Consider the following 13,227-nt stretch of genomic DNA (forward strand, 5'->3'; position numbering starts at 1 on the left):
AAAATAATATCTCTATTTTACAATTTTATGAAACTCTTTTACGCCCATTACATTTCGTTGGAAAATGCTTTTGTCCGTTACGTCCGTGCCGAACGTGCGGATATGTTGGCTCCGTGGCTGGTGATTTGTTCTTCCGGCTTGGTGGCCAACCAGTTAAAAAAACGCTTAGCGCGGGAATTTGGCGCGGCGGCTAATATTCATTTTATGACGGGTGGTGCATTGGTGTCCGTTCTGGATAGCGAGGCCCCCGGCGAAACCTTGCCGCTCCTGCCGCAAGATAATTTGCGCGATTTTTTGATAAAGAACTTATTACAGGAGCCAGGGTTAAACCGATATCCTGTTTCGCGCGGATTTGTGCAGGCGGTGAAAAGTTCTCTTCGCGATTTGGAAGATTCCTTGGCTTGCCCTGATGTGATAGATGAATATTTGCGCACCTCGGACGACGGCGCCTTGGAAACGGATAAGGAGCGCCTGGCTTGGCTAAACCGTCTCTATCGCCGCTATTTGCAAGCCCAACAAGAGGTGCCGGGTTACCGTCCCTATCAGGCGGCTTTTGAGCGGGCGCTTTCACAAGTGGAAAAATCCGTCTTTTTAAAAGGATTTAAGCAAATTGTATTTTATGGTTTTTACGATATGCCCGGCCGGCAGTTGGAATTAGTAAACCGTTTGCGCGGGCATTATCCGGGGGCTATTTTTGCGCCGTATATGAACCACCCGGCATACCGCTTTGCCCGGAAATTTTTTGAAACGAACTGGTTATCTTCCGGCGGGGAAAATGTGGAAACGGGAGATTTTGGCGCATTGGGAAAAGCGGCGCAGAGCATTTTTTCTGCCGGGGAAGGAGTACCCTCCCCCGGGTTGCAAATTGTGAGTGCGGCCGATGCTTCCGGCGAGTTGTTTTTTACCGCCAAAGAAATTTTGCGTCTGGTGGAAAAGGACGGCTATTCTTTTGCGGATATTGCGGTTATCGCCCGCACGGTAACTCCATACCAAGATGAACTCCGCCGCGTGTTCAAGCAAAATTGTATTCCGTTAAATGCGTCCTTTTCGTACCCGGTTACGCATTATTCGTTGGGAGTTTTTTGCTTGAATTTGTTTGCTTTGGCGCAAAATGGTTTTGAACGTAATTTGGTGTTATCTTTGGTGTCCTCGCCATACTTTAAACACTCTTCCAAAAATAAATGGCGCGCGCTCATTTCACGCTCTCTGGTAAACCGCGATTTTAACCAATGGCAGGATTTGCTCCCGCAAACTAAAAATTATGACCCGGAGTTTTTAGCGTGGCTTACGCATATCAAAAACCGCTTGGAACAATTAGACCGTGCGGGGGAGTGGGGCGTTTTGTCGCAGGAAGCCTTGGTCTTGCTGGAAGAACTGACTGATACAGCCGTTTTTGAAGGAAAGGATGCGGAAATTTATCACGCGGTATGCGAGCGTATTCAAAGTTTGGCCTCATACCGTGTGTTGCGTCCGCTGGCGCAGGCTGGCGAGTTTTTGGAAGAATTGTCCGACGCGGTGCGCGGGCTTACATTTAACGAAGCCGAAACAGTCCGCGGAGGAGTAGTATTTACGGATGCCGTGCGTGCGCGCGGACTTTCGTTTAAGGCCGTATTTTTGCTGGGGCTAAACGATAAAGTTTTTCCGCTTTTAATGCCCGAGGACCCCGTTTTGCGTGATTATCACCGCTATATTTTGCGTGATGTGTTGGGTTACTGGATTAACCAAAGTTTAGATAGAGGAGATGAGGAAAAACTTTTCTTTTTTGCGTCGTCGTCGGCGGCGCAAGAAAAATTGTACGCGCTTTCTGCACGGCGCGGCGCCGATGGAAAAGAAATTTCTCCGTCCGTTTATTTGGCTGAACTGGCCCGTGCCACGCTTATAAACTGGCAAGGGGAAGACACCTTGCGTGTCAGCGGCCGCCTGTCTGAAAAGTTATCCGCGGTGGCGGAGCCTTTTCTCACCCCGAAGGAACTTTCCTATACTTTTATTTTTACCCCGGAAAATGCGGCTAAAAAATATACCCTTGCGCAAATGCTTACTCCCGGAATTGCGGATTCGTTGGCCGCTTCGGCAGGGCTGTCTAAAAACGGTCCGTTAAATGCCTATGATGGCGTGATTACGAGCGGTGCGGAGATTTTTGCGCAAGAAAATAAATTGGGCTTTTCTCCTTCTACTTTGCAAAAGTTAGGCCAATGCCCGATGCGTATCTTTTTTGAAAAGGGACTTAAACTGCGCCAAGAGGACGAGCCGTTAAGCCGCCAGGAACTCCCGCCCAATTTGCGCGGTACCGTTTATCACGAAATTTTAAAGGATTTTTACGAGGACCTGTATCAGCGCGGCCTCACTCACGAATTGTTTGATGAAGCCGCCTTGGAGTATTTAAACCAAGCGGTTGAAAAACATTACGGCGCGGACAGTTACCGCCAATTCGGTATTTATCCCGTGGTGTGGGAACTTTTGTTGCAAAATATTAAAGAGTTATTGGGAAATTTCGTACTGGATGATTTGCACGACCAAGGCGATTTTGTACCCGCTAAGTTTGAAATTCCCGTTTCGTTGGAGCCTTCTGCCGCATTACCTTTGCGCTTGCGCGGAATTATTGACCGTGTGGACGTGGATGAAAAGCATAAACTTTTCCGCATTGACGATTATAAATCTTCCCGCAAGGGTACGAAAGATTTGGCTTCGGATATTTTTAAACACTTGATTTTTCAGCCCTTTGTGTATGTATTGCTTGCGCGCCAAATGCAGGAACTGAAAGGATACGGGTCGGCTGGGTCTTGCCTGTTGGCTATTGGCCCCAAATACCACCGGAGCGATTTACCTCCCGCCGCGTTTGAAGATGTTTTGCCGCGTGCGTGCCGGTTTTTGGTATTGCTGACAGATTATGTGAAAAACGGAATTTTCTTTATCAATCCGGATGATAAAGAGAAAAAATGCCAATATTGTCCGTATGCCGCGTTGTGCCGCCGGGATAGTTTCAAATCACTTTTGCGGGCGCGTAAGAGTGCGGCCTATAAATCATTACAGGAGGCGATTAAATGAGTTTTACCGAGGACCGTTTGAAAGCGCAAACGCGTATGGGCGTAAATATTGTGGTGGAGGCCGGCGCCGGCACAGGAAAAACCACCCTGCTGATTGACCGCCTGTGTTTGGCGGTGCTGGCGCAAAATACGCCGGTTGAAAAATTGGTAGCGCTGACATTTACCGAAAAAGCCGCCGCCGAAATTAAAACGCGCTTTGTCGCCAAACTGCAAAATTTGGTGGCTGCCGTCAAAAAAGAAATAGACCGGGAACAGCAAGGAGCGGAAGAAACTCCGCAAAAAACGGACGGTGTACAACCAGAAAAGCAAGACAGTACGCTGGCACTTTTGCGGGAGTATTTCCCGGAGGTGCAACGCGAAGATTTGGTACAGCGTGCCGAAGCCGCGCTCTCGCGTTTGGACAGGGCTTCTATCGGTACAATTCACGGTTTTTGCGCGGATATTTTAAAATCGTTCCCGTTGGAAGCCGGGCTTTCGCCCAATGCCCAAATAGATGCGGGGCAAAAGGCCGCACAACTGTTTAATGCCCGCTGGAACGCTTTTTTGGATAGCGAACTGGGCCTTAATGCTCCGCGTGCCGCACAATGGAAACAGGTGTTGGGGGAAATTTCCTTACCAGACTTAAAAGACTTCGCGGCGGAACTGTGCAGCGGCAAAATAGAATCTTACGATTATTATGCCCACCAAAATTTACTGGCGGCCTCGTGCCTGGAAAAATCCTCCCGCGCTAAGGAAATGGCGGAGTCCTTTTCGGCGGAAATAAAGAAACCCCGCAAAGTGGAAAAAATGCTTGTGTGGGCGGCGGAATCCTTAAAAAGAACAGCCGCTTTTTTGAAAGGGGAAACCTTTTCGGCTCCCGCAGGCGAATATGTGAAACTAAATTCGGGGGACCAAGCCAAAGGTTGGGATGACGAATCTTTTGAGGAGGCTTGCTCGCTTATTGATTTTGCGGGTAAAACCACACCCGAAAAACAGTATGTTTTCCTGTCCGCGTATAACTTGGTCAAGGACATTACGGCCCTTATCCGCCAGGATTATGCGCGGGAAGGGTTGCTTAGTTTTGACGATTTGATTGTGAAAACCCGCAATTTACTCTTGCAAAACCCGTCTGTGCGGGAGCAGTTAAAAGCCAAATTTGATGTGCTGTTTATTGATGAATTTCAAGACACCGACCCGGTTCAGGGGGAATTGTTGCTGTTTTTGGCCGAGGCTAAAAACAGGCACGCTTCCCGCTGGCAGGATGTGCGGTTGGAGCCGGGGAAATTGTATGTCGTAGGCGACCCGAAACAATCTATTTATCGTTTTCGCGGGGCGGATATTACGGCATACGAATTGTTTACCGATTTGATTTTGCGCCAAGGCGGCGAGAAGTGCTTTTTGCAGGAGAATTTCCGCAGCACACCCGAAATTGTGGAAACAGCCAATTCCGTTTGTTCCCGCGCGATGATTCAGCAAACGGCTTTTCAGCCTGCTTATGTGCCCATTTACACCAGCAAGACGCTGCGCAACGGGGCTGTTCAATGGATTTTTGTGCCTGCGCCCGAAGGGGAAAAGGTGCCGTCAGCGGACGACTTCCGCGATAACCAGGCCGAACGTATGGCGGATTGGATTAGTCAAAATGTAGGGGTTTTGACCTTGGCTGACGGGCACAAATTGCAGTTGAAGGATATTGCGCTGCTCACGCGGGCCGCCACCACCGCCACACCCTATACCGAGGCTCTGCGCCGCCGCGGTATTGCTTTTAATGTGGAAACGGACAAAAAGTTTTACCGCAAGCAGGAAGTGAGCGACTTTTTGAACTTTTTACGCGCCGTATCGGACCCGGAGGATAAAATTTCGTTAGCGGGTGCTCTGCGCAGTCCGCTGTTCGGGTTTACAGATGAGGAATTGTACCAAGTTGCCAAGCGCGGGGAATTTTCCCTCTATGCTAGGCCAACCGAAGAAAAACTGGCCCGCGCATTTGCCGTTTTGAACAAATACAGCCGTTTGGCCGGGCGCCGGGGGCTAAAAGATTTTTTAACCGATATTTTGGAAGACACTTTTCTGCCCGAAGCGTGTGTGGCCGCCTACGAGGGCGAGCGGACACTGGGAAATCTAAAACGTTTGGCAGGCCTGGCGGACGGATATGCGGCGGACGGGCCTGCTTCCCTTTCGCAATTTTTGGCTGATGTGCAAACGCTGTTGGAGGAACATCCCGACCGTTTGGCTGCTTCCACCGCTGATGATGCGTTGGATGCCGTATCTGTTTTAACGGTACATAAGTCCAAGGGGTTGCAGTTTCCTGTGGTCATTTTGGCGGATATGACGAAAAAAGATTCCTCCTCGTCTGCTGACCCGGTGAAGCATATTTTTTCCTGGCAGTATAATATGCACGGCCTGCGTGTGGGAAAAATTTGCGATGTGAATTTAGCCTTTTTGGAAGAAGAACAAAAAAAGCACGGCAAGTGTGAAGAAGTCCGTGTTCTGTATGTGGCTTTAACACGTGCGCGGGAAAAAATGCTTTTAATTGCTGATGCCCGCAAAGATGCCGCCAAAGCGGCGGCTCCGTTCGTGTCGGCGGGCCTCTTCCCGGACGGGGAACCCTTGCCCAGAACATTGACGGACGGAGAATTAACCGTTCCTGTTTGCTATGAGGCATATGAACTTCCGGAAAATTTCCGTTACCGTCATAACGAAAGTGCCGCCAGCCAAGGCGCGGAGCAGGATATTGTGCGTTGGCGCGCGGCATATGACGCGCGCAAGGCCCGTTACCAAAAGTGGATAAGTGAGGACCAGTTGCGCGCTCCCAGCGAATTGGCTGACCTTAATTTGCTGACCGAGGAACAGCGCGCCGGGGCGGAGTTGGGTACGGTGTGCCACCGGGCATTGGAATTAATGCTTTCGCAAAAGCAAATGCCCGAACAGGCTGTTGCATTGGCTTGCGTCAAATGCGCCGCACCACACAGAGCCAACGAGGCGCGGGAAGTATTGTTGCCGTTTGCGCAGAGTTCTTTATTTGCCGAACTTTCCGCGTGCCGGGTGTTGGGGTGTGAGATGCCTTTTTCGTACTTGGAAGAAAACGGCGAAGTAGAATCCGGCGTAATGGATGCCGTATTAACAACGGCAGACAACCGCGTGTGGATTGTAGATTACAAAACGGATAAGGTTAAGCCGGGGCAAGAGCCGCAGTTATTAGAAAAAAAATACCGTTTGCAGTTGGATATTTACCGCCGGGCGGCGGAAAAAATTTTCCCCGGTAGAACCGTCCGGTGCAGTGCTGTTTTTGTGCGTACGTTTGCGGCGGCGGACTTATAAAAGTTACAATATAAAAAATTAGAAGGAGAGATTATGTTTGATAAATTAGGACAATTAAAAGATTTGTGGAAACTTAAAAGCCAAATGGAAGAAATCAAAAAACGCTTGGACAATATGGTAATTAAAGTGGATAGCCCGCGCCATTTGTTTGAAGTAACTATTTCCGGCTCACAGGAAGTAAAAGAAGTGCGCGTGGATGCGCTTATTAAAAACTTTGGAGAAGCCGAAATCGCCGAAGATTTGAAGGCCGTTATCAATAAAGCCGTACGCGATAGTCAAGGTATGGCCGCCCAGGCGATGGGCAGTTTCGGTATGCCGCAAGCATAACCGGCCGGTATTGATTGCTTTATGAAATACAACCGCTTGGGACGAACGGAGTTATCACTTTCCGCTGTGGGCCTGGGCGGTTGGGCTTTTGGCGGCGGGTTAGATTGGGGGATAACGGACGAGCAGGATGTGGTAAACACCGTGTCCGCTGCGCTAGACACAGGCATTAATTGGGTGGACACCGCTCCTATTTATGGCGAAAGTGAAGTCTTGCTCGGGCGCGCATTAAAAGGGCGCAGACGGCAAGTGCTGTTGGCCAGTAAATGCGGCCTTATCAAAAACGGTTCTTGGACGGACCACGACTTATCCCCGCAAACCATTATCCGCCAATTGGAAACTTCGCTTGCCCGTTTACAAACCGATTATTTAGATTTGTATCAAATTCACTATTTAGACCCAAAAATCCCGCTAGAATCGGCTCTGGAAACCTTAACTAAATTGCAAGAGCAAGGTAAAATCCGCCATATAGGCGTGTGTAATTTTTCGGCAGATGACTTGCGCCAAGCCTGTGGGCAGGCTTCTGTTGTCAGCGTGCAAAACGAATATTCTCTTTTGCATCCGCAAAAAGGCGAAAGTGTTTTTTCCGCTTGTCGTGAATTGGGCGCAGGTTTTATCGGCTATGGCACTTTATGCGGGGGGATATTAAGCGGAAAATATAAAAAAGCCCCCAATTTCCGCCGTGCAGATGCCCGCAATTATTTTTATAAATGTTACCGCGGTTCCGCTTTTGAGGAAGCCAATAAAACTGTTTTGCGCGTAAAAAATATAGCCCAAGAATTAGGTGTCCCGCCCGGTGCGGTGGCCGGTGCGTGGGCTTTGGCTACCGGGGCAACCAGCGTGCTTTTGGGGGCCAGAAAACCCGAACAGGTGCGCCAAAATGTATTGGGCGCCGAGGTGGTATTATCCGCACAGCAATTATTATATTTGGAGGGAGAAACGTGTACCTGCCTGATGAAATAGAAAAATATTTACTGACTCTTTTGCCCGCCTTGGGTGTCAATAAACTGCGTGAATTAACGCGCCTGGTGTATGAAATTTGCAAAAGGGAAAATGCGGACCCGCAAGCGGTCGTGCCGGCACAAAAAAATTTAACTTTTGAAGGAGTCAAAAAACAACTCTTGGCTCGGCGGTATCCCGTCAATTTTAAGGCCGCACCCAAAAACCGGTTTTACCTGCCTAAATTGGAGTTAGACCCGGCCTTGCGGGCGGACTTAACCGTCCGTCCCTTTTATCCTAAAACCGTCTATATTGAAAAATCGGTAGCGGATAGTGAATTGGCCGACCGGGCGCGGGCCGCTTTTCCCAAAGCCGACTTTAAGGAAACGGACGGAAAAACCCAAGTGGGCAGCCCCAACTTTTCCAAGCGTTTGGAAACTTTATTTATCCACCGCGAAAAGTACGATTTTTTAAAGCCTTGTCCGTGTTCGTGTACGGCGGCGGGGTGTGGCTACAATTTAATTAATTTGGGGTTTGGGTGCCGTTTTGAGTGTGAATATTGCTTTTTACAGCAATACCAAAATTTGCACGCAGTATTACTCCCGGCCAATGTGGAGGAATTTTTGGCAAAAATTGACGGGGCATCTTTTAACAAAGGGCCGTTTGACCGTCCCCGTATCGGCAGTGGGGAGTTTACCGATTCCTTGGTGTTTGATGATTTAACCCGGTATTCCCAAAAAATTGTGCCGTTCTTCCGTGCGCGCCCGCACTTGCAATTTGAATTTAAAACCAAGAGTGTGAATATTGGCGGCCTGTTGCAAGCGGGCGGATGCGAAAATGTGGTGGTTTCGTGGTCGGTAAATTCCGCTAAAATTACGGACTATGCCGAACATTTTACGCCCCAATTATCCGCGCGTTTGGCGGCGGCCAGCCAAGTGGCCCGGGCCGGGTACCGGTTGGGTTTTCATTTTGACCCGGTCGTTATTTACGACGGATACCAGCCGGACTATGCACGCACCGTACAGGAAATGGCCGACGTTTTGCCTAATGATAAGGTGGCTTGGATTAGCGTGGGAACCTTGCGGTTTAGCCGGGAACTTAAAAAAATGGTGGAAAACCGCTTTCCGGACAATACGATTTTGGACGGGGAATTCCTGCTGGATTTTGACGGGAAAATGCGCTATGGCGACGGTCAGCGCGTGGAAGCATACCGCTTTTTAGTGCCGCTGCTGCGCAAGGCATTTCCCAAAGCGCACGTTTATTTGTGTATGGAAGATCCGCAAATTACCCGTGGCTTTTTGTTATAATTAAATGGTTGCACAAAGCCTGTAAAGGTTCAAAAATTTAATCTGTTTTTGGAACCGTATGCAGAATACGGCGAGCATTGAAAAATGCACATTCCGAGTCCAAAAACAGCCGATTTAGGCGCAAGATGGCCGGACTAATTACCCGGCGGTTTTGTGCCGAGTGTTTATTGCCGCCTTCGGGTGGCAATAAACCGCGGCTGTTTGTATTTGGGTTACTCGGAATGGCTCAAATATAACAGCCGTTTTTGTTATATTTTTTCCAAAAACAAAAGGAGAAAATATGAAGAAAGGTTTTACCCTCATTGAACTGTTGGTAGTGGTATTGATTATTGGCATTTTGGCGGCTGTTGCTGTGCCACAGTACGAAAAAGCCGTAGAAAAAAGCCGTTGGACGGAAGCCCTGGCGGTGGGAAAGTCTATTTATCAGGCACAGGAAGTCTATAAAATGGCAAACGGCAGTTATGCCACCAGTTATAGTGATTTGGATATTACACTTCCCGGTACGGGAAATACGGCCGGAACGCAATATACTACTAAAAATTTTACATATCATTTTGGCGCGGGCGGAGTGCCGCATATTAGCCGTCGGCAATATAGCGGAAGATGGCTTATTGTTTTACCGGGGAAAGGCCTTTATTGCCACACTGCTAAGGGCAATACGGCGGGCAACACCTTTTGCAAAGGGCTGACAAACAGCGAAGCAGAAACCTGCTCCACCGAAAGCGGTTATAATTGTTATTTGGTTAAATAATAAAAAGGCCCGGGGCATTTGCTCCGGGCCCACTTTGCTATTTGAAAGTTGAACAGGTAAGGGTTGCCCCTTTCCCTTTTAAATAATTGGCAAGTGTAGAATTTTTTGCATAAAATAAAGGGGTTTGTTTGTTATCATCACACAGATTTACATCTGCGCCGTGTTCTATCAAATATTTCATTAGAGTTAGGTTTCCCGTTCTAACAGCAAACATAAGTGGCGTATCGCCTATGTATTTTGTGTTTACATTGGCTCCTGCTAAAACCAATAGTTCAACCGCCTTCCATTGTTTTTCCAAAATGGCTGTAAATAGTAAGGGCTCTTCTTCAAAAAAAACATTTGGGTTTGCTCCGTGATTGAGCGCGAAAGAGAGAACCGGAATATTTTTGTTCATAATTGCCCACCAAGTTAGAGGAACTTGTTGGTTGTTGATAAGACCCTTTTTATTAATATCCGCACCATATTGAATTAAATCTTCCATCATTCTTAAATTGCCAGCAAAAGCCGCCCACCATAGAGGGGAAATTTCCCCAGCATTTACTTTTGCACCGTTATTAATTAAAAATTTGGCTATTTCCACGTGCCCGGTATAACTTGTGCGTCCTAAGGCGGAAAAGCCCTGTCCGGAATCGTAATTTATGTTTGCTCCATTTGCCACAAGCAATTTAACTAAATCAATATGTTCTTTTACACAAGAATGTTTATGGCTTGCTGCTAATATAAGAGGTGTGTCCTCGTTGTTATTGACCGCATTTACATTAGCCCCTTTTTTAACCAAATAAAGCGCTATCGGATAATTTCCATTATAGGCGGCCAATATTAGGGGAGTGCTGCCTTTTTCATTTTTTACTTCTAATCTTGCTCCCATTTGTATGTATTGCTTCATTTTTGCCAAGGAAAGGGAATCTTTCTCCAACTCTTGCAACATAGAAATCTCTAACTTGGTGGGCTGTGCCGCTGGCGTATTATTTTTACCTTGTCCAATGGGTGCCATTAGAAAGGCCAGCGCAAGAATAGCAAGTCCTCTTTTATAAAAATTTTTCATCAACTTAACTCCTGTTAAAATTATATTTTTATTTTTGCATTATTTTTAGCCGCACTTGCTGGTAGAGGAAAGACATCGCTAGCAGTACGAGTGCTACGCCAATAAGCGTGATAATCCGTGCCCCTAACGATAGTTTCCACACGTCGCATAAAAACAGTTTGGCTAAGGCCACACCGATAAGGATAAGGCCGGATTTGGTCAGCCAAGTGCCCTTTTGTTTAAGTGCAAAGCACAAGCACAGCGCACCGCTTAACGCCCAAGCCAACGTGTAGGCCGCGGCGGCGGAAACTTCGCCAAAGAAATCAAAATGCAGTATTCCTCCGTTGGAATATGCCACCGCAATTTCTATGTTAAGCAACACAAATAAAATAAGTCCGCCAAGCCCTTGTAAAAGCGCGCGGGTGTGGCCCGTTTCAGGCTGTGGCCAACCCTTGGCCGCCGCAAACATAGCGGCCGCGCAAGCGCAGTAAGTAGCCAAAAACCAGTTCCAAATGCTGCTGGTCGTATAGTAATCTAATACCGCCGGGTTTAAGACCAAGCGCACCGTGGCGGCGATTAAAAGCCACTTGCCAAAGCCTATCAAGGCTTTTACATAAAGCAGGCGGTAGAGCCATATAAGCCCACACCCTTCCAAGGCAAGTACCACGGTCAGCCAACCTTTTTCAAACTGGGAGGCAATTCCAAATGTCAAAAACAGGACAACCGTTCCAAGTATCCAAGCCAGCCGTTTGTTTTGGTGTTCATTGCCCAGCGTGTCCCAATGCCACACATAGGCCGTTAAGCCACTATAAATGACGGAAAAAATCCACGGAATAAGTCCGTTAGACAGGTCCAAACGGTGTTGTAAAAAGCAGCACAGGCAAACGCCCGCAAGCAATCCGGTTCCCCACGCCAGTTTGTCCGTAGCAAAACGCTCTTGAAATGCAAAGGGCACTGCGGCAAAAAGCAGGTGGGTGATAGCGGTCCATACCACTACTGCCGAAAGGTGTGCCCCGGGTTTGTCCGGACAGGTAAACAGACAAACGGTAAGAGCGATAAAGCCCGCAGTTAAAATGCGGCTGTCTTTTAACAGCACGGCCCCAACCGTATAAAAACAGGCAAACAGCGTAATAAAGCCGGCGATTAAATTCGTTTGCGCGCCGGGGGTATCTATATCGGCAAGAACCGTCAGCAAACAGCACGCCGTAAAGATAGCGGAAACGATGAATTGCTTGTTCCATTTTTGTAAGTAGGCCGTGCCCAAAGCGGCTATGTTTACACCAACAAAGTAAACAAGCAATAAGGGCAAATTGGGGTTGGATGCGGAGAATAAAAACGGCGTTAAAAACGCGCCGATTTGGGCGAGGATGCCCAAGTAGGCTGTTTTCTTATAAAAGGCGGTGCCAAAGGCAGCCAAGGAAGTAAACGCCATTAGCCCAAAGGTAAAAGGCAAACCAAATAAATGATACAGCGCGTGTCCCGCAAAAACGATCAGGTAGCAAATGGCTAACCCACAGCCGCAAAGGGTATTGGCCGTGGTTTTATAACCTGGGTTTTTAAGGTGTAGCCCGCACACCCACAGGGCAAGCCCGCAGAGTAACCCCGCGCCGATACGCATTTGCGGCGAGATGAGGTTATTTTCCAGAGCATATTTTACCCAAAAGCCTGCCGCAAGCAGCAGGGCGAAGCCGCCAATCCAAGAAAATAGTTTTACAATGGTAAATTCATTTTGGGGTTTAGGGATTATCTCTTGCGGAGCCACCGTGTCGGTTGGCTTTTCTGCCACAGGCGCGGGCGGTAACGGAGCCGGTTGAACGGTCTCGTTACTGGTTTTGGTAAATTCTTTGTTGGTTTGTAATTCCGCCAGTTTCTTTTCCAGTTTACCGATTTTCCAAGCGAGGTCGCTTACGTTGCCCTGCACGATGGCTAACCAAATAAACAGCCCCAAGCAGGCCAGCACCAAAATAACGCACAAAATTTCCATATTGTCTCCTATAAAATACCCGCCGGATTGCGGCGGGTGAGGGTTATTTGCTGATTTTCTTTAAATAATCGTGTATTTCTTGTCCCAAACTGGGGGAAAATCCTTCCCACATTTTTACGGCATTGTGCTTTTTGTCAAATATCACTACGTGCGGGAGACCGCTTACTTCCATACTTTCGGCAATATTCCCGGCATTATAGAGTGCTTTTGTTTTAAAATTATGCTCTTTTACCGCTTTGGCTACGGGTTCGGGGGTATCATCTAAGAAAGCAGCCACAATTTCTACTTGCCCGCCAAAGTTTTCATTGGCGGCATCAATAAACGGCATAGCCATTTTGCAATACGGACACCAGGACCCCATAAATACGATTAAGACGGGTTTCCCCTCGTAATCGGTAGAGGTCCACTCGGTTTTTTGCCCGGAAATGGGTAAAGTGAACTCTCCCAGCGTCGGCACCTGCGGCAAGCGCATACAAGCGGCGGCCAAAAGGGCTAATGCCAGTACCAAAAATATCTTTTTCATCTTTTTCTCCTTAAAGCATTGAAATCTGCCCGTGCGG

General features: G+C 48.0%; 9 protein-coding genes. 6 read left to right on the forward strand and 3 right to left on the reverse strand.

All coding sequences use genetic code 11. The features are described 5' to 3' along the window. Positions 1–27: 27 nt before the first annotated feature. From ACZOTW_RS03650 to ACZOTW_RS03675, 6 genes are all read left to right on the forward strand, one after another. Positions 28–3,045, forward strand: coding sequence for a PD-(D/E)XK nuclease family protein (locus ACZOTW_RS03650; protein WP_483997515.1), 3,018 nt, complete (start codon positions 28–30; stop codon positions 3,043–3,045). Next, positions 3,042–6,338, forward strand: a complete 3,297-nt coding sequence (locus tag ACZOTW_RS03655; protein ID WP_483997516.1) for a UvrD-helicase domain-containing protein — start codon at positions 3,042–3,044, stop codon at positions 6,336–6,338. Before ACZOTW_RS03650 ends, ACZOTW_RS03655 begins: the two co-directional genes overlap by 4 nt. 33 nt (positions 6,339–6,371) lie before the next feature. Then, positions 6,372–6,665 (forward strand): YbaB/EbfC family nucleoid-associated protein, encoded by a 294-nt coding sequence (locus ACZOTW_RS03660; protein ID WP_177748621.1) that lies wholly within the window; start codon positions 6,372–6,374, stop codon positions 6,663–6,665. Positions 6,666–6,686: 21 nt separating this feature from the next. Next, positions 6,687–7,625: an aldo/keto reductase gene (locus tag ACZOTW_RS03665; protein WP_483997517.1), complete on the forward strand. Its 939-nt coding sequence runs from the start codon at positions 6,687–6,689 to the stop codon at positions 7,623–7,625. Beyond that, positions 7,604–8,908, forward strand: coding sequence for a spore photoproduct lyase family protein (locus ACZOTW_RS03670; protein WP_483997518.1), 1,305 nt, complete (start codon positions 7,604–7,606; stop codon positions 8,906–8,908). The genes ACZOTW_RS03665 and ACZOTW_RS03670 overlap by 22 nt, the downstream gene beginning before the upstream one ends. A 280-nt stretch (positions 8,909–9,188) precedes the next feature. Beyond that, positions 9,189–9,659, forward strand: a complete 471-nt coding sequence (locus ACZOTW_RS03675; RefSeq protein WP_483997519.1) for a type IV pilin protein — start codon at positions 9,189–9,191, stop codon at positions 9,657–9,659. A gap of 37 nt (positions 9,660–9,696) precedes the next feature. Here ACZOTW_RS03675 and ACZOTW_RS03680 read toward each other — a convergent pair whose 3' ends face one another. From ACZOTW_RS03680 to ACZOTW_RS03690, 3 genes are read right to left on the reverse strand one after another with little or no spacing between them, the layout of a single operon-like run. Further along, a complete protein-coding gene (locus tag ACZOTW_RS03680; protein WP_483997520.1) occupies positions 9,697–10,704 on the reverse strand; it encodes an ankyrin repeat domain-containing protein in 1,008 nt (335 codons plus the stop codon). A 28-nt stretch (positions 10,705–10,732) separates the two neighbouring features. Then, positions 10,733–12,667 carry a DUF2339 domain-containing protein gene (locus tag ACZOTW_RS03685; protein ID WP_483997521.1) on the reverse strand — a complete coding sequence of 645 codons (1,935 nt, stop codon included), beginning with the start codon at positions 12,665–12,667 and terminating at the stop codon, positions 10,733–10,735. A gap of 43 nt (positions 12,668–12,710) precedes the next feature. Beyond that, positions 12,711–13,190, reverse strand: coding sequence for a TlpA family protein disulfide reductase (locus ACZOTW_RS03690; RefSeq protein WP_428045512.1), 480 nt, complete (start codon positions 13,188–13,190; stop codon positions 12,711–12,713). Positions 13,191–13,227: the final 37 nt, after the last annotated feature.

The sequence above is a fragment of the Candidatus Avelusimicrobium sp. genome (genome assembly GCF_056976295.1).